17 protein-coding genes and 1 riboswitch are annotated in these 22,312 nt (G+C 44.1%); all 17 genes read left to right on the top strand.

What is annotated here, in order from left to right:
- Window positions 1-64: 64 nt before the first annotated feature.
- The 17 genes from ABFY19_RS12945 (at window position 65) to ABFY19_RS12865 (ending at window position 21,917) form a co-directional block, all read left to right on the top strand.
- Entirely contained in the window at window positions 65-1,345 is a 1,281-nt protein-coding gene (locus tag ABFY19_RS12945; RefSeq protein WP_418791061.1) for a hypothetical protein, read from the top strand.
- Between the two features lie 155 nt (window positions 1,346-1,500).
- The gene (locus ABFY19_RS12940; RefSeq protein WP_418791060.1) at window positions 1,501-2,631 is read left to right on the top strand and encodes an efflux RND transporter periplasmic adaptor subunit; all 1,131 of its coding nucleotides are present in this window, start codon (window positions 1,501-1,503) and stop codon (window positions 2,629-2,631) included.
- A gap of 12 nt (window positions 2,632-2,643) precedes the next feature.
- Window positions 2,644-3,762, top strand: coding sequence for a TolC family protein (locus ABFY19_RS12935; protein ID WP_418791059.1), 1,119 nt, complete (start codon window positions 2,644-2,646; stop codon window positions 3,760-3,762).
- 7 nt (window positions 3,763-3,769) lie between these two features.
- Window positions 3,770-4,417 carry a TetR/AcrR family transcriptional regulator gene (locus tag ABFY19_RS12930; protein ID WP_418791058.1) on the top strand — a complete coding sequence of 216 codons (648 nt, stop codon included), beginning with the start codon at window positions 3,770-3,772 and terminating at the stop codon, window positions 4,415-4,417.
- A 253-nt stretch (window positions 4,418-4,670) separates the two neighbouring features.
- Window positions 4,671-5,771, top strand: coding sequence for a mannose-1-phosphate guanylyltransferase (locus ABFY19_RS12925; RefSeq protein WP_418791057.1), 1,101 nt, complete (start codon window positions 4,671-4,673; stop codon window positions 5,769-5,771).
- 11 nt (window positions 5,772-5,782) lie between these two features.
- Window positions 5,783-9,232 carry a S8 family serine peptidase gene (locus tag ABFY19_RS12920; protein WP_418791056.1) on the top strand — a complete coding sequence of 1,150 codons (3,450 nt, stop codon included), beginning with the start codon at window positions 5,783-5,785 and terminating at the stop codon, window positions 9,230-9,232.
- A gap of 96 nt (window positions 9,233-9,328) precedes the next feature.
- Window positions 9,329-10,621 carry an LCP family protein gene (locus ABFY19_RS12915; RefSeq protein ID WP_418791054.1) on the top strand — a complete coding sequence of 431 codons (1,293 nt, stop codon included), beginning with the start codon at window positions 9,329-9,331 and terminating at the stop codon, window positions 10,619-10,621.
- An 88-nt stretch (window positions 10,622-10,709) separates the two neighbouring features.
- Window positions 10,710-11,480: a WecB/TagA/CpsF family glycosyltransferase gene (locus tag ABFY19_RS12910; RefSeq protein ID WP_418791053.1), complete on the top strand. Its 771-nt coding sequence runs from the start codon at window positions 10,710-10,712 to the stop codon at window positions 11,478-11,480.
- A 140-nt stretch (window positions 11,481-11,620) separates the two neighbouring features.
- Window positions 11,621-12,715, top strand: a complete 1,095-nt coding sequence (locus ABFY19_RS12905; RefSeq protein ID WP_418791052.1) for an S-layer homology domain-containing protein — start codon at window positions 11,621-11,623, stop codon at window positions 12,713-12,715.
- A gap of 129 nt (window positions 12,716-12,844) precedes the next feature.
- Window positions 12,845-13,765 carry an NAD-dependent epimerase/dehydratase family protein gene (locus tag ABFY19_RS12900; protein ID WP_418792609.1) on the top strand — a complete coding sequence of 307 codons (921 nt, stop codon included), beginning with the start codon at window positions 12,845-12,847 and terminating at the stop codon, window positions 13,763-13,765.
- 4 nt (window positions 13,766-13,769) lie between these two features.
- Complete coding sequence (locus ABFY19_RS12895) at window positions 13,770-14,918, top strand: glycosyltransferase (RefSeq protein ID WP_418791051.1); 1,149 nt, start codon at window positions 13,770-13,772, stop codon at window positions 14,916-14,918.
- Window positions 14,915-16,474: a murein biosynthesis integral membrane protein MurJ gene (gene murJ, locus ABFY19_RS12890; protein WP_418791050.1), complete on the top strand. Its 1,560-nt coding sequence runs from the start codon at window positions 14,915-14,917 to the stop codon at window positions 16,472-16,474. Before ABFY19_RS12895 ends, murJ begins: the two co-directional genes overlap by 4 nt.
- A gap of 86 nt (window positions 16,475-16,560) precedes the next feature.
- Window positions 16,561-16,980 carry a 3-hydroxyacyl-ACP dehydratase FabZ gene (gene fabZ, locus ABFY19_RS12885; protein ID WP_418791049.1) on the top strand — a complete coding sequence of 140 codons (420 nt, stop codon included), beginning with the start codon at window positions 16,561-16,563 and terminating at the stop codon, window positions 16,978-16,980.
- A gap of 239 nt (window positions 16,981-17,219) precedes the next feature.
- A complete protein-coding gene (locus ABFY19_RS12880; RefSeq protein ID WP_418791048.1) occupies window positions 17,220-18,302 on the top strand; it encodes a glycosyltransferase family 4 protein in 1,083 nt (360 codons plus the stop codon).
- A gap of 216 nt (window positions 18,303-18,518) precedes the next feature.
- Window positions 18,519-19,940 carry a phosphoglucomutase/phosphomannomutase family protein gene (locus tag ABFY19_RS12875; protein ID WP_418791047.1) on the top strand — a complete coding sequence of 474 codons (1,422 nt, stop codon included), beginning with the start codon at window positions 18,519-18,521 and terminating at the stop codon, window positions 19,938-19,940.
- Window positions 19,941-20,049: 109 nt separating this feature from the next.
- Window positions 20,050-21,213, top strand: coding sequence for a sensor histidine kinase (locus tag ABFY19_RS12870; RefSeq protein ID WP_418791046.1), 1,164 nt, complete (start codon window positions 20,050-20,052; stop codon window positions 21,211-21,213).
- Between the two features lie 11 nt (window positions 21,214-21,224).
- Entirely contained in the window at window positions 21,225-21,917 is a 693-nt protein-coding gene (locus tag ABFY19_RS12865; RefSeq protein WP_418791045.1) for a response regulator, read from the top strand.
- Between the two features lie 119 nt (window positions 21,918-22,036).
- Window positions 22,037-22,121: riboswitch (cyclic di-GMP riboswitch) on the top strand.
- Window positions 22,122-22,312: the final 191 nt, after the last annotated feature.

Below are 22,312 nucleotides of genomic sequence, written 5' to 3'. Positions count from 1 at the left end.
ACTCTTTTATGTGTGATACTCATATGCAATTTGTATATATAAAATAAATTTCGGAGGTATGAATATGCGCAGGTATCTATGTTTAAGTCTGATTATTTTATTGCTGCTGCCCTCTTGGTCATGGGCTGCTCAGGATAGTCGGGAGGTAACCCTGATTGACATGCAGGTTCTGAATGATGTCAAGGGTTTTGAGCTTATAGGTAAACAAGTGATTATTACCAATAATGCAAAAAGTGTTAAATTTACCGGGATATATCGTTTTCAGAATACCGGGGAAGATACCTCTGTCCTTTTGGGACTGCCGGAATCGTTAAAAAAGCTTTCCGCCGGGTTTGACTCGGAGTTAAAACCGGAAAATGTAAGATTAGTTGTTGGAACCAGTTTAGAAAAACCAAAAATTGCGGAAAACTCAAAAACCATTGCCGGTAAAGAACTGAAAGGCTCCTGGATGACATGGGAAATTTCACTTAAGGCCAAATCAGTTACCGAAATCAGGCTGATTTATTCTATTTATGATATGCCTTTCGGGAGCGATGTTCAAATCAGTTATATTCCTGCTGCAGAGCCTAATCCGGCCGCCAATATGAAGAGTTTCCGGACAGTTATGGAATTAGGACCATTTACACCTGCTGAGGTAATAAAACTACAGCCTGAGGACTACGAATTAAATCCGACCTCGGTTGTCTGGGATACTGTACTTAACACCGGTGACAGTGAGAATTCCAGTGAAAATTCCGCAGAGAAACAGAAATATATAATGGTGCTGGACAATTCCTTATTGACAGCGTATCCTCAATATTTTGATGGTCAAGATAAACAAACCATAGATGAAGCAGTTGGACTTATGAAAGCAAGAAACTATAAGGAAGCAGCGGCCAAGCTGGAACTCTTATCAGTGAAGCAGAGCCTTGATGCGAAACAGAGGGATTACCTGAGTTTTCTTGCTGCAGCTGTCGATCTGGGACAAAAGGATTATGCTGCAGTTATCAGTGACTTGAAAGATGTGAATCCGGATAAGCTGCAATTATCTGGAGACCAGACTGTATTCAAGGGCTTATATTTTTATTATTTAACCCAGGCATATAAAGATACCGGCGAGTTTGATAAACTTCAGGATTTGACTGATAGAGGACAGGATGCTGATGTGAGTGAAGTGATGCGGGAATGGCTGGGTGTTACTTCAAAACGCATGCGAAATGTTGAAAATATCATGGAAGGTAAATCACCGGATGAATCTGTTTATGATTCTAATACTATTGATGCAAAGATAGTATGGATGGTTATTGTAATTGTGGTACTGGCCGGCGGCTCTGCCGTACTATGGAATAAGCGCAAAAAGAAATAAAAAAATATGACTTGCCGGGCAGGGTTAACCTGTCCGTTTTTTTTGCACGAATTCCGCACTTTCACGATCATGACTCTTATTGACATATACAGGAATTAAGGGTATACTATTTGTAAACTGACCCGTCAGTCGGAAGTATAATGGAGGGGAATAATATGGTTTATTGCAAAAAGGTGGCCAGACTTATGGTCTTATTGCTGGTGGCCTTTGCATTTATTTTGTCCGTGGGATGCGGCAGTGCTGAGAATAATACTGAAGATGTAGATAAAGCAGTGCCTGTGAAGGTAAGTGAGGCTAAAAAAGATAATATTTCAATAAAGACGGTGATATCCGGGCGGGTTATTTCATCATCAGAAGTAATAATTGTGCCTAAGATTGGCGGCAAGGTTGCCCAGGTACCTGTGGATATTGGTTCAAAAGTGAAAAAGGGGGACCTGTTGCTAAAAATTGACACAACCGACTTGGAGATACAGCTTAGTGCGGCTATTAACGGACTTACCAATGCGAAGCTTACTCATGACCAGGCAGTACTGAACTTTAATAATGCCAAAACCAATTATGAACGCATGAAGTCTCTTTATCAGGAAGGGGCTGTGTCCCAGCAGCAGTTGGAACAGGCCGAACTGCAGTATAACCTGGCAAAGGATGCGGTAAACCAGCCGGTGGCGGAATCTGCGATGAATCAGGTCGAACTTATTAGGCAGCAGATTACAGATGCCACGATAACTTCACCCATTGACGGTGAAGTGGCTGCAAGGCAAATTGACCCCGGTGAGATGGCTGGGTCGTCTTCTCCGGTTATGAGTGTAGTGAATATTGACAGGGTATTTATTGAAGGGACTGTAGCAGAAAGTGATATTGCTTTAGTTAAAGAGGGACAGGAAGTAACTGTCAGGGTAGATGCCGCCGGAAACAGCTTCAAGGGAACGGTGAAATTGCTCAGCCCAGTGGCCAATGCCCAGACAAAGGGCTATCCTGTTAAGATAGAAATAGATAATCCTGACCATAACCTTAAACCGGGTATGTTTGCTGAGATTGAGCTGGTTACGAAAAACAAAGAAGGTGTTATCACCATTCCTAAAGAAGCGCTTATTACCAGGAATTCTTTGAATGTGATTTATATGGTCAAGGGCAGCATTGTGGAACAGCGCCAGGTTGAGCCCGGGATAGAGACAGATAATGTGATCGAGATTGTAAATGGGCTGTCAGAGGGTGAAATGTTTGTCATAGAAGGCCAGCATTCACTTGCAGATAAAATAAAGGTGACTGTCATTAATGCAAATTAAGGAGGAGAGACAATGCTAAAGCGGTTATTTACCAAAAAACTTTTTTTAGGGTTTCTGGTTTCCTTGTTAATGTTGTCTGCTTTTGGAATCAACTATGCAGTAGGTGTTGACGGAGCGGAGGTTAAGAATTTAAGCTTGGAAGAAGCTATTGAACTGGCGATGAACAACAATCCGGACATGGAGATCCAGGACCTGGCGGTTCAGAAAGCCCAGATTGAGTATGACAGTGCCAAAAGAACAGCCAAAAAATTGGATGAGGAATATGTAAATACATATGAATTTGGATTGGTAAAGTGGGTGAACCCAAAGTCAAAGGAAGTTGCCCTCATACTTGCTGAAAAAACACAGGATGTAACTGAAAAGAGCCTGAAGATGGCTGTGGAGCAAGCATATTATGATATCCTCAAGGCAGAGAAGGGTTTGGAGATAAAACGCGCCGGGCTGAAATATTTTCAGGATCAGTTGAAGATAGCTGAAACGGCCTACAAAGTGGGGACAAAGGCGAAACTGGATGTAACTGCTGCCGAATCTGCCGTGGCCGGTTATCAGGCTGCTGTTACCGGGGCCGAGAACACTTACCGGACTTCTGTACTGGAATTAAACCGTATTATCGGTCTGGACCTGGATACACCGCTTAAACTTACTTCAGAGTTTGCCTTAGAAAAAGCTGGGGATTCCATCAATCTTGAGGAAACTATTAACCAGGCCCTTGAAGACAATATCGGCATACTTTCAGCCAGAAAAACACTTGAAGTTAGTCAGGTGATGTATGATGTGGCTAAAAAGTTTTATGGCCCTGGCGTAACCGCTTATGAGACTGCTGAAATTGATCAAATGAGCGCTGAGGCAAGTGTGCGCAAAGAAGAAGTTGATACACGGGCATCTATCAGAAAGAGTTACCTGACATTGTTCAGTCTGGAGAAAATGATTGACTGGCAGACCAAGGAAGTAGAAAAAGCCAAAGAAAATGCACGGGTTTTCATGCTGAAGTATGAGGCCGGACTGGCTACCGGATTGGATACCAGAAATGCTGCCATAGACCTGGAGACAGCTGAGCAAAACCTGTCTAATACAATCTATGACTATAATTTAATTAAGAGCCAGTTTAAATACCAGCTCTTTACGTCATAAACAGGGTATGTTTGCTGATTCAGGCAAGCCGGATTTATTACAGAAAGCAGGTGATAAGATGAACCGGCCGGCTGAAAAGGACAAGAGGGCAAAAATTATCAGGGCGGCAGTTAAGGTGTTTTCCCGGAAGGGATTTCATGATGCCAGGGTTGAGGAAATAGCCCAATTGGCTGATGTTGGTAAGGGGACGGTCTACGAATATTTTTCCAGTAAAGTGGAATTATTTCAAGAGATGTTTAAGGTTGGGCTCCAGTTTTACCTGGACAGTATGACTGACGAAATTAATCCTGGTCTGTCCTGCAGGGAGAAGTTAGCCAGAATTATCCAGCTTCACCAAAAGTTTGTCAGCAATTATCGGGACCTTGCCAAAATTACTATGACGGAACATACGTATTTTAGTGAGGATTTCCGTGAATGGGTATGGGAAAACAGGGCTAGAAAGCTCGGAATGCTGCAGCAGATAATTCAGGAGGGCATAGATAAGGGTGAGTTTAGGAAAATTAACTCTGAAGCAGCTTCTTTGGTAGTTATGGGGGCGCTTGGGGCATTGTTTTCACCGGCTATTTTTTCTGAAGACTATGTCGATGCCAAAGAATTGACTCAACCTGTCCTTGATGTCATTATGGATGGTATCATGGCTCCGGAAGGGCGGTAAGGCAAGAAGCCTGTTTCCTGTTATTGAAATTATTACAATGCTAGGGGTAGATGAATTGCCGGATGAAGAAACGAACTGCTTCCGGAAACAGTCTGCCCCTATTTTGAATATATTCAAGGAACCGACAAGAGGGAAGTTTTTCTTAAATACCATAATTTTGTAGTTCTGGTAATAGTACATGGCGCAGGAAAAAGGATATCATCTGTCGAAGAATAATATGATTTGCCCAATTATAAGGAGAAATATAATTTCAATGAATCAAAAACTGGAAGTACCGGAAAAAATCAGTATTGTCATTATGGCAGGGGGCAAGGGGGAACGTTTTTGGCCCCGCAGCAGGGTCAGCAGGCCTAAACAATATTCTGATCTGACGGGGGAAGGCAGCCTGCTGTACCTTACTTATAACAGGGCCCTGCAACTGGCTCCTGCGGAACGCATATTTGTGGTTACCGGTGCGGAGTACCGGGAGCTGACTTGTGAATGTCTTCCTCAACTGCCGCAGGAAAACATTATTATTGAGCCTGAAGGCAGGAATACCGCGCCCTGTATTGGATTGGCAGCGATTACCCTGGAGTACCGGCTGCCTGGGACTATAATGGCAGTTCTGCCTTCTGATCATCTGATTAGGGATGAGGAGCAATTTGCCAGGACCTTGGCTCTGGCGGCAAGCACGGCAGATGAGACCGGTGGGCTGGTTGCCATTGGAATCAGGCCTGACAGGCCGGAAACGGGGTATGGATATTTAAGGGTAGGGCAGCCAATTTCAAAGGAAAAGGCAAAGACCGTTTACCGGGTTGACAAATTTGTTGAAAAGCCGGATTTGATTAAGGCGCGGGAGTACCTGGAGGATGGTGGATACCTATGGAATGCGGGTATTTTTGTGTGGAAGGCTGCTGCGGTTCTTGAAGAATTTAAGACCCACCTTCCCGGGATATATGAGGGCTTACAGGAAATAAGCAGGTATTTTGGTTCAGAGCAATACAATGAAGTACTGCAGAGGACATACCCTTGTTTTGATAGGATTTCTATAGATTATGGCATCATGGAAAAAGCTGTTCAGGTTTATATCGTACCGGGAGAATTTTATTGGGATGATGTAGGTACCTGGATGTCCCTGGAACGGGTTTTTCGGACTGACGAAAATGGCAACGTGTTCCGCGGGAAGGTGACTGCCCTGAATACAGAAAACAGTATCATTGATTCCAATGGGCGCATGGTTGCCTTAATCGGGGTCAAAGATTTGGTCATAGTGGAAACAGATGATGTTACTTTTGTCTGTAATAAGAATGAGACCGACCGGCTCAGGGAACTTTTGGAGGAGCTTCGCCGTCTAAATATGGAGGAGTACCTATAGGGGGAGAATCAATGTTTCGTAGATGTTTTGCCAAATCTATTGTTACAGCAGTAGTCCTGTTTAGTTTGATATTATATAGTGTTATTCCTGCATATGGGAATTCTTTTACCGACATTACCGGCTATTGGGCCGGGGATTCGGTTTTAAGGCTGGCGGCCCTGGAAATTGTCAACGGATATAATGGCAAGTTTAACCCCCAGGACGGGGTTACCAGGGCTGAATTTGCCGCAATGATTATCAGGGCTTTAGGATTTGCCGGTGAGGCCAAGGCTGCCGGCGGTATCCGTAACGGATACAAAGATGTGGATGCGGGTCATTGGGCATCCGGCAGTATTGTTGTAGCCAAGGAAAAGGGTTTAATTCTTGGCTACCCTGACGGAACCTTCCATCCTGAAGCCAAAATCCGCAGGGTAGAAATCACTTCTATTCTGGTACGGGCTTTGGATTTAGCAGCAGAGAATAATATGAAGGAACCAATAGAAGTATTTACCGACAGTGCCAAGATACCTCGGTGGGCTTATGATACGGTGAGGATTGCTTATGCTTATGGATTGATCAACGGATATCCTGATGGGAGTTTTGGCCCGGACCGTAATGCCACCAGGGGGGAAACTGCAGTACTGATAGAAAAGGTTCTCGGGGAAATGGGTGCCGAATTTACGTTTTATGGCAGCATTCAGGCGATTAATCAAACAACCTGCTTGATAACCCTGGATATTCACGGACAATCGGAAGCATTTTTTTTCAGGCCTGATATCGAGGTTAGGATCGATGGAATTGACGGGGAAATTGCCGGTCTGAAAACCGGAGATTATGTGGCGGTAATTTTGGACCAAGAGGGATATATCAGATTTGTACAGGAAGCAAACGAAGAGACTTCAGTAATAATAATGACTGCAGCCGGTGAAGCAGATGCGGTGAGTGCTATAATTGCCGAACAGGGAGGCCGGGTGAGTTTTGTTGACAGCCGGATTGACCTGCTGGTGGCGGAAGATATCAATGTTCCATTACTATCAGCTCTGCGGCTTGATAAAATGGTTAAGGATATAGTAACCAACCAAAAGGTAAGAGTTGAGAACTTAGCTGTTGGAGAAAAAGCAGGGATACCGGCCGGTGACATGGAAAGTGCTGTTGTTAATCCGGGACTTAGTTTAAATGTTACCAAAAAAGCTATTAAAGCTCCTGAATTTGTAGAGATTACCGGCTCTGATGGGAAGAATCAGTTAATTGCTATTATTGATACAGGTATTGATGCCGGACACCCTGACCTCCAGGTCACATCTGAAAACAAGAGAAAAATCACCGACTGGAAGGATTTTACCGGAGAAGGTGATATAGATACCGGATCTATAGCTATTCGCAATGACAAAAACTTAAATCTGGCCAATGCTCCTTATTATGTTGGGGATATCAGTTCACGGAGCGGGAAAATCCGGTATGGATATATCAGGGAAGTCGATTTTATGGATGCTAATGAACAAGGGCTTGATATTGATTTCAATGGGAATAACAGTGATGTTTTTGCTGTAATAGTGGTAGATACCCTGAATGCAGGTGTTTATGACACTGTTTATGTAGATACGGATAGTGATTATGACTTTACTGACGAGAAACAGCTCCGGGTTTTTTCTCTGAAGCCGGAATTTAGCAGCTTTTCCGGGGCAGACGGACAGGACAAGTTTAATTTTGTTATTACCGAAATAGATCCCGGGGGCTCCAAAATTAATATTGGTTTTGATGGGAATGACCATGGCACACATGTGGCCGGAATAGCTGCCGCTAACGGCAGGATTAAGGGTGTGGCTCCGGGTGCTCAGATAATGGCCCTTAAAGTACTTGATGCCGGCGGATACGGCGACCTGGGTACCATAGTGGAGGCTATGTCATATGCGGCTTCAAGGGGAGCCAAGATTATTAATCTGAGCCTGGGTTTTCCTTCAATTGACGGGGATAGTGGTACTGTGCCGGTACAACTGCTGAACAGCCTGACTGAGAAATTTGGGGTGGTTTTTGTTATCGCGGCTGGGAACGAAGGCCCTGGATTGACAACGGTTGCCACACCGGGTGATGCAGAAGCTGCCCTGAGTGTTGGAGCATTCAACAGTCCGGAAATGTGGCAAACAGATTATGGCTGGGACGTACCTGATGAAAACCTGTGGTTTTTTAGTGCTGCCGGCCCTCGCAGGGACGGGGTTATGGCACCGTCAATTGTAGCTCCGGGGAGCGCTGTGTCAACAGTGTCTCTCAGAGACGGAGTGCAGTATTCCTTGAGTGAAGGTACAAGTATGGCTGCTCCTCATGTATCGGGGGCAATTGCCTTATTAATGGAGGCAGCTGATAAAAAGAAGCTGAACATTTCCCCAAACCTGATTAAACGGGCTGTGGAAATAGGCGCCAGGGTAATTTCAAAATATTCCGTTGCTGAACAAGGGTATGGGGTACTAAGCTTGACCAGGTCCTGGGCTGAACTTTTGTCCCTTGAAGAAACCCCGTTGATATTGGCAACTACTCCCAGTGATAACGGTGGAACAAACAAAGGAATATTTTTTAGGGAACACATTCCTGGGATGACTACTCTCTACCTGGAAAACAAATCCGACAAGTCCGTTAATTTAGACCTCGAAGGCGGGTCATGGGTCAGCCCGGGTCAGAAAAGAGTTAGCCTGCCTGCCGGACAAAAACGGGCCATTGATGTCATTATTGATCTTCCCCAGGAAAAGGGCATTTACTCGTCATTTATCTCAGGTGATAATCCGGATACTTATAATAAAGAATTAGAAGTTCTGACAACAGTAATCAATCCTTATGAATTATCAAAGGAAAATTCATACAGTTTTCAGGAGTCAGGGGTTCAAAACGCAGCACAATATAAGAGATATTTTTTTAAAGTACCCCCCGGTGCGGAATCGGTTACTGCCAGACTGACCATAGACACTAATAGGGGCCGATCCATGGTGTATTTATATAATCCTTCAGGCCGCCTGGTCAGCGAATCCGGCTATGCCGGGAACAATCTCGGAACTTATGTTGCGGAGACTGCGGCAACAGGCGGACTTCCGGCTGCCGGAGTATGGGAAGCGGTAGTTTATACATCGGCAGCCCTAAGTGCCTATGACTTGAAGCAATCATATTATAACCTGGAGGTATCCCTTAAAGGCCAGGGTATCGGTAAATATACCTACGAGAACCGTAAGCTGATTATTGGGGTAACCCCAAAGGTGATAACTCTTGGGAGGAAAAATTTAGTTACCGTTCAGGTAAGGGATAGGTATACCAAAAAACCTTTTGAAGGATTTATAGAAATTAATGGGTTGCTTTACTTTACCACGGGAGGCAGGGCAACAGTTCCGGTGGAGTCTGATACGGGAGGGGCCACTTTGAGAGTGAGGACTGTCCCGGACAGCCAGGATGCTGCACAGTGGGAGCTTAATGTTACTCTGCCGGCGGCCAATGAGTCATAGAAGTACTATTTCCAGTAAGTTAATATTGATTGTGTTAGTAAATTACGGTAAAATGGTTTGAAGGTATATTAATGAGTGATTTGAGGTGATTGCGGGATGATGCCACACAAACGTAGCAAGGCTTCTCTGTTATATATTCTGGCTTTGTTGCTGGTTTTTACAGTATCATTTTTTGGGGGGAAATTTATAGCAACCTTATCAGAGGATGCAGATATAGAGGAAAAAGAGACTGTTGCCCAGGAGGAAGCGGAGTTTCCGGTTAATAGACTAAATGTACTCCTTTTGGGAGTTGATGCCCGTCCCGGTGAAGAGGATGCCAGAACTGATTCTATGATTCTTGTTAGTATAGATAGAGATACCAAGAAGATTGCCATGGTCTCTATTCCTAGGGACACTATGGTGGAAATACCCAGACATGGTACAGATAAGATTAATTCTGCCAATGCAATTGGCGGGTCTAATCTGGCAATAGAAACCGTTGAAGGTTTGCTGGATATTAAGATACCTTATTATGTGAAGACAAACTTTGAGGGTTTTAAGGAAATAATTGATACCCTTGGCGGGGTAGATTTGGAAGTGGAAAAACGGATGTACTACCCCCAGGAGGATATTGATTTACAGGCAGGTCAGCAGAGATTAATGGGTCATGATGCTTTGGGTTATGTAAGGTTCAGGCATGATGCTCTTGGAGATATTACACGGGCGGAGCGCCAGCAAAAGTTTTTAGCTGCTCTGACCGGGGAAATGCTTAAAGCAAAGACTATTATTAAACTGCCTAAACTAGTACCCCAGCTGATGGATGCTGTGGAAACCAACCTGGGCATCAAGGATGCTATTTTGCTGGCAAAAGCGGCAGCAAATCTGGATTCGGAAAGTATTGTCACTGCCACACTGCCCGGAACCTTCCTGAACTACAAGGGAATAAGTTACTGGAAGGCTGATGAAGAGAAAGCCAAAATAATATTAAATGATTTGTTCCGCGGGGTGAAGCTGGCTACTATTACAGGACCTGATATTACCGTCCCTAAGGAAGTTAAAGAACCGGAGGAATCAACTCAGGAAACCGGAGAAGCGGTAAGTGAAGATCCCGGAACTGGGGAAGCAGGCTGGGATACAGATGCAATGCCCGGACAGGGATCGGTAAATGATGAAACTGATAATGACAAGCAACAGGGACAGCTTAACCCTAACCTGCCTCCTGAGGGGCTCCCTGAACCTGTTAACCCGGTGGAAGACAATACAATCCAACCGGTGGACCCGGCTGCCCCGACAATTCCTGTCAGCCCGCAGCAGGATTCCTCAACTGATAACGAGGACCAGCCGGATACTACTGAAACTATTACAAACAGTGCCACAACCCCGGTTGTCAACATAGTGACACAGGGATAATATAAGGTGGGGTTTACCGTAAAATAAGTGTGTATTGGGATAGGTAATGCCTGTCCCTTTTTAACTATCAATCAGGAGATGTTGTTTGATGGAGGGCTGCAGGAACTCTAAGGATTATATGATGGATGTGGCAGGAAGGGTTTTTGTCCTGGGAGTTGGCATCGACAATGTTAATTTGGGTGAAGCGCTGAAAAGAATTCAGGAATATGTTGAAAACGGCACCGCCGGTCTAGTAGTAACTGCTAACCCCGAAATTGTCATGCTGGCCAGAAAATCTCCTGATTTTAAGGCATATCTTGATAATGCTTTGATGGTAACTGCTGATGGGATTGGGATACTTATTGGTGCCAGGTTACTTGGCAGGCCTATCAAACAAAGAGTTACCGGGATTGACCTGACAACAGCGTTATTTGAACAGGCAGCTGCAAAGAAATACAAGTTCTATTTTGTGGGAGCAAAACCCGGAGTTGCGGAAGCGGCGGCTGAAAACATCAGAAAAGCTTACCCTGGTATTGAAATTATCGGAATTCAGCACGGTTATTTTAACGATGATTCAAAAATCATTGATGATATTAAAATCAAAAAACCGGATATTTTGCTAGCAGCCCTTGGAATGGGTAAGCAGGAGAAGTGGATTGAGGAACGGGTAAAACCTGCCGGGGTCCCGGTAAGTATCGGGGTTGGCGGCAGTTTTGACGTTTTTTCCGGTGAAGCTAAAAGAGCCCCCAAATGGATACAGGATGCGGGGATTGAATGGCTGTACCGTTTAATCAGGCAGCCATCCCGTTTTTGGAGGATGCTCCAGTTGCCTAAATTCCTTGGTGCTATTATATTATCGAGATTGTTTTCAGGTAAATAATTGACAATCATGACTTAGACCACAAATTACCACACAATAAATGACCTCCAAAAGCAGGACATTACTAGGGCCTGTGGAATTTCATAACTAAGAAATTAACAATAGTTATCAATATAATTATGTTTTTGGAGGAAGTACATATGAAAAAACCAGCAGCGGTTGTATTAATAGCTATAGTACTAGGTGCTCTTTTTTATATGCCGGTAAAGGCTAACAAGACTGACTACCTTACCGGGGACTTTTATGACCTTATGGACCGAAACGGCAGCATGCATTGGGCATATGAAGAAATGACCGAGCTTATTGCTATGGGTATAGTCCAGGGTTATACGGAAACAGTATATGACCGGAATACGGGAAGATACCTGCAAGTCCAGACAGCACAACCATATAAGAAAATTACCAGGGCGGAGTTTGCTAAAATCCTTTATGAAGCCCTGAGTTTTAAACCGGTTGATACTAAGGCAGCGTTTAATGACCGGATTCCTTCCTGGGCGGAAAATGCGGTTAATAGTCTTTATGCAAATGGAATAGTGAAGGGGAATCCGGATGGTACTTTCCAAGCTGACAGGCAGATTTCCAGGGCGGAAATAACAGTCATGCTGGTCAGGGCCATAGCTAACGAGCAAGATGAGCAGGATGTATATGAAAATATAGAACCAGATGTAAATACAGAAAGTACTTTTTCTGATGTCACAACCGGTTACTGGGCTTATCCAAGCATTCAAAAGGCTTCTGAAATAGGCCTGATAACAGGATTCCCTGATGGCAGGTTCGCTCCTGGACAGGGAGCAAAACGGGCTGAGGTTATTGTTATGCTGTACAGGTATCTTATGAATGATAAATCCAATCTTCCGAGTAACCGTATACTTCTTTCACAATCCAATAAGGTGAGCAATGGGATTGAGTCACTGGTTAATGGCAATAGTTCTACAGTTATTGAAAATTTAATGCCCTATTTGACAGGGGAGATAGCCGCATACATATCAGATGCGGAAACCATGAAGATGTTTGAAGCAATGAATCAGGGAGAGCATCTAAGTTATGAGATAACCTCACGGGGCCGGGTGATTAATAAAAGCTCGTATTGGGCCGAAGTTGTTTATGACAGCCTGGCTTCTTTCCGGAAAGACGATATCTATGTTGAAGCCGATATGCCAATACACTACTATCTGATGAAGACCGGGGACAAATGGCAGGTATATAAGGAATCTTATGAATCTGATAGTGATTAATATAAACCGGGGCCTGGCTGGAAACAGCCGGGCCTTGACTGTTAGCACTTGTTAAACCATTTTACAACTGATAAAATAAAAGAATAGGAAAAATAAGGGCTTTGAGAAAGGGTGAGCAGATTGAAGGTTATGGTCACCGGAGGGGCCGGTTTTATAGGTTCCCATACCGTGGATAAACTAATTGATGATGGGGCAGAGGTTGTGGTTGTGGACGACCTGTCAACCGGAACAAAGGAAAATCTCCATCCCAGGGCCCAGCTTATTACTATGGATATCGCATCAGAAGGGATCTCTGAGGTTTTTCAGCGCTACAGGCCTGAATATGTGATTCACCTGGCGGCACAGGTAAGTGTTCCCAAGTCACTGGAAAACCCAGTAAAAGACTGTGTCACAAATGCTGCCGGTTCAGTAAATATCTTGGAAAATTGCCGGCTTTATGGGGTGAAAAAACTAGTTTATGCCTCTTCAGCGGCTGTGTACGGGAATCCGCAAGGGATTATGGTTTCTGAAACGGATCCCCGGGAACCGATGTCTTTTTACGGTATTTCCAAGTTGGTTCCTGAATATTACCTGCGGGTATTTGGAACATTATATGGACTTAAGTCTACGGTGCTTCGTTATGCCAATGTGTTTGGACCCAGACAGGGGGCTTCAGGTGAAGGCGGGGTTGTCTCTATATTTGCCGCTAAGCTGCTTAGTGAGGAGAAACCATGTATTCATGGTGACGGGGAACAAACCAGGGACTTTATCTATGTAGGAGATGTTGCCCGGGCCAATGTCAGCGCATTATTCAGAGGGGATGGGTTAACTCTTAATGTGGGTACCGGAACGAGAGTCTCGGTAAATCAGCTGTATAAGACGATGTCTGAAATAGCAGGGATTGTTTCTGCTCCTGACTATACGGCTGAGCGTGAAGGTGATATTAAGCATATGTGTATGGGTATTAAACAAACAACTTTAGCCCTTGAGTGGCAGCCCCGGTTTTCACTTGAGGAGGGGCTGCAAAAAACGCTTGTATTTTGTGGACTAGATACCATTGGCAGGGGGTAAACAGGTGGGGCGGATTAAGGTACTGCATATAATCGGTGGCGGTGAGTTTGGGGGCGCTGAACAGCATTTGCTTACCCTGATGAGGCATGTAAATTCATCAGAATTTGAAGTGCATGCTGCTTGTTTTTTTTCTGGGCCGCTTGCTCCATTGGTAGTAAATGAAGGATTTCCTGTGCATGTTTTTCCAATGAAGAGCAAATTTGATTTGTCACCTGTGAAGGAGATAGCCTCTCTGATAATAAGGGAAGGCTTTTATATTGTACATACTCATGGAGTGCGAGCTAATCTAATTGGCCGCCTGGCAGCTAAATGGGCTAAGGTCAGGCGGGTCGTGACAACTGTGCATAGTGTCCTGGAATTTGACTACCCAAGGAATTTGGATAGATTTGTGAACAGGTTATGTGAAAATCTTACTAAGCATATTACAACGAGGTTTATTGCAGTTAGTGAAATGCTCCGGGAGGGATTGGCCCGGGAAGGTATTCCTTTGGATAAGATAACTACTGTATATAATGGACTGGAAATAGGGCAGTATAATCCTCTGTTGTCAGGCCAGGGTGTTAGAGAGGAGCTGGGACTCAGCCAGGGTCAGACGGTGGCCGGAATTATTGCCAGGCTGCACCCGGTAAAAGGCCATGACTATCTCTTGCAGGCTATGGCTAAGGTGGCGCCTGATTTTCCCGAATTGGTCCTGCTGGTGGTGGGTTCCGGGACAGAGCGTCAGAACATTGAAAAGGCAGCTGAGAGACTGGGAATTAAGGAAAAAGTGATATTTACCGGGTTTCGTTCAGATGTTCCCGAAGTTATCGCCGCCCTGGACTTTTTGGTACTGCCGTCCCTTTCGGAAGGTTTGGGCCTTATTGTTATGGAGGCTATGGCAATGCAAAAGCCGGTTTTGGCAACTTGTGTCGGAGGTATTCCCGAAGTAGTGACACCAGGCAGAAATGGGCTATTAGTTCCCCCTGCCGACTCGGAGGCTTTAGCCCAGGGAATCAGAACTTTAGCCGGGGATAGGGAATTGGCATCACAGTTGGCTGCTGCGGCCAGGCAGACTATTGAGGCGAAATTTACAGCTGAAAAAATGGGCCAAAAAACAACAGCACTATATAAGGAAATGTTGAATAAAGAGATTGAAAGAGGCCGAAAAATATGATTACAGGGAAATCGATAGCAAAGGGAGCCATTGTGGTGATGGCGGCCACACTGTTGAGCCGGCTGTTTGGATTTATCAGGGAAATGGTCATTGCCAACAACTTTGGGCTGACATCAGAGACTGATGCATATCTGGTAGCTTTTGCTGTTCCCAGTGGAATAGCTATGGCGATTGCTTCCGGTATCAGTGCGGGATTTATTCCGGTTTTGAACAGTTATTTGGTCAAAAACAAAAGAGATGATGCCGACACGATTACCAGCACACTGATAAATGTACTGGCTGTACTCCTGCTGCTGGTGGTGGCGGTTACGATATCATATGCTCCCCTGTTGGTGGAACTGCTTGCCCCTGGTTTTGAGGGTGACAGTATCCCTTTGACGGCGGAAATGATCCGGATTATGTTTCCGGCGCTTGTTTTTGTCAGCCTGATGGGTATTGCTTCAGGGTTTCTCAATTCTCATCAGCACTTTCTCTTTCCGGCGTTGGGGCCAATGATTACAAGTATAATCATAATAGCATCCGCTATCGTTTTGGGACCGGTTATGGGAATCAGGGGACTGGCGGTGGGGACTACAGCCGGCTTTGCCTGCCAGTTTGTGCTGCAGCTTCCTGTAATGTATAAGAAGGGTTTCCGTTACCGGATGGAGTTTGCTATTGGACATCCGGGGGTAATCAGGGTGTTTAAACTAATGCTCCCGGTCTTAATAGCTTCATTGGCTCCTTCACTGCTTTTGATAGTGGAGCGCGGACTTGCTTCAGGCCTTGATACAGGCAGTATTTCAGCTTTAAACTATGCATACAGATTGATGCAGCTGCCATTGGGACTGTTCCTGATGGCGGTTACCGTTCCAATTTTCCCCGCTTTATCGGCTTTTGCGGCCCAAAACAGGCTGGATAGGCTTAGGGAAACACTGGTCAAGGGTATTAAGGTTATTTCAATGATAATGCTGCCTGCATGTGCCGGCCTAATAGCGTTAAGTGTGCCTATAGTACGGCTTCTTTTTGAACGGGGGGCTTTTGATGCCAGCAATACTGTGCCGACAGCATATGCCCTGTCTGTATATGCCCTGGCTTTGCTGCCTTTTTCTGTAAGAGATATTTTCCGGAGAGGTTTTTATTCCCTTCAGAATACGTTTATCCCTGTTGTTATTACTGTAGCGGCATTTATATTAAATGTACTTCTGGATTTTATATTGATCAGGTTCATGGGCATCGGAGGCTTGGCTATGGGTGCGGTTCTTACTGCATTGATTGAGGCGGCAGCCCTCTATATTCTGCTTTCAGGGAGGCTGGGAGCTTTGCAGGGTAAAAACCTTATCATCTTGTTGCTAAAACTGTTTGCAGCCTCTGTTGTGATGGGAGTTTTAACTTATTTCTGCAGCGGTATACTAGGTTTAAGGGTTGACCTGGATTCAGGTATGGGAAGATTGATTCAGGTAGGTGCTTCGGTATTTTTGGGGATTATTGTCTATTTAATTGGTTTACTAGTTTTAAAGGTACCGGAAATACAGGAAGCCATAGATATGCTCAGGGGAGTGTATAAGAAAGTAATCTGAACACTAAGATTAAAGGAAATTGTTTCATAATGTAGAATTAATAATCTAATACTTATTGAAAATAAATTGTGCTGGAGGTTATGCCTGTGCTTGATATCAAAGAAATTCAGGAAATTTTGCCTCACCGTTATCCGTTCTTATTGGTTGATAGGATACTGGAAATGGATGACAACAAAATTGTCGGACTGAAAAATGTCAGTGCCAATGAATCTTTTTTTCAGGGACACTTTCCCGGTTATCCGGTGATGCCCGGAGTGCTGGTTATTGAAGCAATGGCCCAGGTTGGAGCAGCATGGATACTGAATAAACCGGAATATAAGGGAAAAGTGGCGTTTTTTGCGGGAATAGACAATGCTCGCTTCCGCCGCCAGGTTGTTCCGGGGGACAGGCTTATTATTGAGGTAGAGGTTATTAAACTGCGGGGGAAAATAGGCAAAGCAAAAGCAAGGGCAATGGTCGAAGAGCAGCCGGCAGCAGAGGCTGAGTTTATGTTTGCCATTGGATAGAATTTAATTTGCCCGGCAGACGAAATTTTGATTTTATTGGTGACATTTGTAACAAGGTATGATAAAATTTTAAATTAAGGGACAAGGATTTATTATTTTTTGCAGAAATCCCGCATAAAAATAGACGGGAGCTCACCTTGTCTGTTTGCCTTGTAGTTTTGGACAAATCTTATGAACCCTATTTTAAATAAAAATGTTCTTTAGAGAGATAAGAAACTGCACCAGAGAGGAGACTCATAATGGCGGGGCTTTATCAAGGCTTTATAATTGCGTTTCTAATTTCCCTGGTGGTTACCCCGGTTGTCCGGAAATTGTCGTTTTGGCTTGGCGCCGTAGACCGGCCCGATGCCAGGAAGGTTCACTCCGGATTAATGCCGCGTATGGGAGGGCTGGCAGTATTTCTTGCCTTTACTGTTACGGTGCTTATCATGGGAGAAATAACTAAATCCATGATGGGTCTGCTCATTGGCGGAACAATGATAATGCTGCTGGGATTGCTTGATGATATTAAGGATGTTTCGCCAAGGCTCAAACTTTTGGGGCAGCTTGCTGCAGCAGGTGTGCTGGTGGTTTTTGGTATTCAGGTTGATTTTATCACAAATCCGCTGGGCGGCACTTTTAGCTTAACACATTTTGGGATTAATTTCGGCATCCCGTTAACTATATTATGGATAGTTGGTATCACCAATGCCGTTAACTTGATAGACGGTCTTGACGGTTTGGCCGGAGGGCTTGCTTCAATTGCAGCTCTGACCTTGGCTGTTGTAGGCTGGGTCAATGGTCAGATGTGGATAGTACTGCCTGCGGTTGTACTAAGTGCCGCTGTCATAGGTTTCCTTAGGTACAACTTCTATCCGGCAAAAATATTTCTTGGGGATTCGGGGAGCCTTTATTTAGGGTTTATGTTGGCTGGGATGTCTGTAATTGGTTTGACCAAGCAGGCTGCCATGTTCTCAGTATTTGTTCCGGTTTTAATTTTTGGGATTCCAATATTTGATACATTGTTTGCCATTCTCAGGAGGTATATAAATAACCAACCTATATTTTCAGCAGATAAGGAACATCTGCATCATAGGCTGTTAGCAATCGGGTTTTCCCATAGGAAGACAGTGCTGGCGATCTATGGAATCAGTTCTTTGTTGGGTGCCAGTGCGGTACTGATGACATTTATGACCAGTGAACAGGCTTTTGCTTTATTTACCATTATTACCTTGTTGGCGCTTATAGGTGCTAACCGGGTGGGTGTCCTTAGTACTAAGGCGGGGTACCGGGTACAGGGCCAATTTTTGAAGACTGAGAACAAATCAAATTTCGGGGCATAATGTTATAGAGCAATTGAAAGCAGGTAGGGGGCCTGCTTTTTTTCATTGAATGGTTGAATTCTCAGGCATAATCAACAATGTAGATACAAATAATACAGGCGGTGACAGGAGGAACTTTTAGTTTTTTTACGTAAATGATATGCATATATAGAAATAGAATAATAGAAAAACAAAAAGTCCAAGATACAAACCCTTGAATATAAAGGAGGACGATTAATGTCAAAAATCAAGTTTGGTACAGATGGCTGGAGAGAGATTATTGCCAAGGAATTTACTTTTGAGAATGTCAAGTATGTATCCCAGGCTATAGCTGATTACGTGGCCGGTCATGGCATGTCAGGGCGCGGCGTGGTTATCGGCTATGATAACAGGTTCCTGTCAGAACATTTTGCCAGGGCGGTTGCTGAAGTGTTATGCGGAAATGGGGTTAAGGTGTGGATGACAGGAAGGGCAACACCTACCCCTGTAATTGCTTTTGCGGTCAGATATCTTCAGGCTGCAGGGGCGGTTATGCTTACTGCCAGCCATAATCCTCCAGAATATAACGGAATTAAGTTTATCCCGGAATATGCGGGGCCTGCTATGCCATACATCACAGACGAGATTGAAGAACACTTGAAAAAAGTTACTGGAGCACTGGAATTTAAAGAAATCTCTTACGACACAGCTGTAAACCAGGGGCTGGCTGTTGATATAGACCCGTTTGATAATTATATTGAACACCTGAAGACGGTAGTTGACCTTGAAGCTATTCGCCGGGCCGGACTTAAGGTCATTGTTGATCCTATGTATGGAGCGGGGATAGGCTATTTGTCCAGGGTTCTTGAAGAGGCCGGCTGCCAAGTGGAAGTTATCCATGGACATAGGGACCCGCTTTTTGGGGGTTCTATGCCTGAACCCTCTGCCAAAGTCCTGACAGAATTGCGTGACCGGGTGGTCTGTTCCGGGGCAGACCTCGGGCTGGCAATGGATGGGGATGCCGATCGGTTTGGCATTATTGACAGTGACGGGACATTTATACTTGCTAATCAGGCACTCTATCTCATATATTACCATTTAATCAATTCCCGGGGGCTTAAAGGACCTGTTGCCCGATCTGTAGCCACTACCCATATGTTAGACAGAATAGCCGCTAACTATGGTTTTGAAGTTGATGAAACTCCGGTCGGTTTTAAGTATATTGGTGAATCTATGATAAAAAGGGGCAGCATTCTTGGTGGCGAAGAAAGCGGAGGAATGAGTATTGCCGGACATATTCCCGAAAAAGACGGGGTTTTGGCTGCTGCGCTGATTGCTGAACTGGTAGCTGTGGAAAAGCTGCCGGTGCGTGATATACTACATAAATTGGAACAGAAGTTTGGTATCCTTATAAGCGAGAGACTAGATATCCGGACAACTGAGGAAAACAAAAAGAAAATACTCATAAACCTGCAGGAACTGTCTCCCCGACAAATTGCAGGGATGGCGGTAACCCGGACTGTGGCAATTGACGGAAAGAAGTTTATCCTGGATGACGGCAGTTGGGTCTTAATCAGGGCATCCGGAACAGAGCCGCTTTTTAGGATTTATGTGGAAACAGAAAATGAAACAAAGGTGAAGATAATACAGACTGCAATAAAGGAAATGTTGGGATTATAAGCAGAGGGGCCGATTGGCTCCTTTTTTTTGGCATATTTAGTCTAGGAAATGACTACATTTTGAAGGATTTTAGGGAAATATATCGAATTTTATCATTGGGAGGTAGATTATGAATAATATTGGCGGAAATGGAAGTTCTTCCGAGTTAACAGCTCTTGATACTGTAATAAAAGAGACTATGAGGACTCTGGCCGCCGGCAGGGAACAGTTATTTGCCGTGGCTGAGAATGCCCGCAGTGAATGTTCGCGGATTAAGAACAGCATGGCTGAGACGGATAGCCAATTAGCAGATGTCAACTCAAAGTTGGAAGCAGCTCAACAAGAGGAAGAAATTGTCCAGGCGAGGGTAGCTGAAGTTACCGGAGCTTTTAAAAAGCATTCTGAAGATGAAATTAAAGCTGCTTATGAGAATGTTAGGGAATTGCAGGTTAGGCTGACCTTGTTAAAAGAACGGCGGGAACAATTACTCCAGAAAAAACAAGATTTTGAAACCAGCAAGCGGAATCTTCAGCAGACTGAGGAAAAAGCTGAAAACATGGTTTCACAGGTTGGTGTGGTTATGGATTTCATTGGAGGGAACCTGAGGGATATAAATGTCAAATTAGAAAGTCTGCAGCAAAGGCAGCAAATGGGTCTGCAGATTGTAAAAGCCCAGGAAGAGGAACGGAAGCGGGTTGCCAGAGAAATTCATGATGGTCCTGCTCAGTCTATGGCCAATGTCGTCCTCCGGATGGAATTTTGTGAAAAGCTGATGGAAGTTGAGCCGGCCAAAGTGAGTCACGAGTTGAAAGAGCTAAAGGATATAGTGCGCAATAACCTTCAGGACATGCGAAAAATAATTTTTGACTTGCGCCCGATGGCTCTTGATGACTTGGGTGTGATTCCTGCTTTAAAAAGATATATTGAAGATTTTCGCGAAAAAAACGATATAGATATTGAGATGAATTTTTTTGGAAAAGAGGCCAGGCTGGAACCTGTTTTAGAAGTTGCCTTATTCCGCTTGATTCAGGAAGCCTTGAATAATATTGTGAAACATGCCCATGCCTCTAAAGTAAAAGTTGTTGTTCAATTAAAGGATGATCTGGTGAAGGCGTTTGTTGAAGATGATGGTATAGGTTTCGATCTGGATGATTACCTTGCCAATCAGACGGGAAACAATTTTGGATTAGTTAGTATGAGAGAGCGAATTGACCTTCTCGGCGGGGAGATGAAAATTCAAACTAAACCGAGCAGGGGAACAAAAGTGTATTTTGAAGTTCCGTTAGCAAGATAGGAGGAGGTTTAATGGACCAGATAAGGATACTCATTGCCGATGACCATCCGCTTATACGCCAGGGACTAATCAAGGTTATAAGGCTTGACCCATTGCTTAATGTTGTTGGTGAAGCGGCAGATGGAGAAGATGTCGTTGAAAAATCCGGTCAATTACAACCTCACATTATAATTATGGACCTTAATATGCCTAAGATGGATGGCCTGGAAGCTACCAAACAAATAAAACAAAAGTTTCCTGAAATTAAGGTAATTGCCCTTACTGTTGAAGATAGTGAACAAAAGGTAGTCAGTGTTATCCGGGCGGGGGTTAGTGGTTATGTGCTTAAGGATGTTGACCCTGACGCACTGGCCGCTACTATAAAGGCTGTCTATAAAGGAGAGATGGTAATCCACCCTAGGGTTACGGCAATGCTCTGTAGGGAGCTGGAACAGGACGACAGGGAACCAAACACTAATCATAGACAGCATGCTGTTGATCCCGGCAGCTTTAATGAGAATCTAAAAGTTAACCTTACTTCAAGAGAAATTCAGATATTGAAATATATTGCCAGCGGAGTCCATAACAAGGATATTGCCAGGCTGTTATATATTAGCGAGAAGACAGTAAAAAATCATATTACAAATATTTTCAGAAAACTTAATGTTGAAGACAGAACACAGGCTGTGATATCTGCAGTAAAATTAAAGCTGGTAAATCTTTAGCTAGGGTAAACTAACGTGACATAAAAATCTTGTAAAAAAAATTAAAAAAATGTAGAAAAATGTAGACAAGATTACTAAAATATAGTAATATAGAATTGACACATTAATATAGTAAATCTATCGAAAAATGGCAAAATCGCCGAAAGGCGGTGACGCAAAGCTATGGGTCTAAGGTGTTTTTACTATGATTGCCAAGCTGCCGAAAGAGAATCTAAAGGTAGTATGCCTTTCTCTTAACTGCAGTTTGGAGAAAGGTTTTTCTTCGTTTCACTGCTATTAATAGCGCGGTTCCCAAGAATAAGTAAAGCGGTGTATCTTGGCTGCTTAATTGGTGTAATCGTACTATTAATTGGTATATATGCTTCAGAATTTATGCACAAAGGGAGGTGATGAAA

It is taken from the genome of Phosphitispora sp. TUW77 (assembly GCF_048453025.1).
Classification (GTDB): Bacteria; Bacillota; Thermincolia; order Thermincolales; family UBA2595; genus Phosphitispora.
The sequence above is the reverse complement of the archived record's forward strand: the minus strand, read 5'-3'. Positions and strand labels throughout refer to the sequence as shown.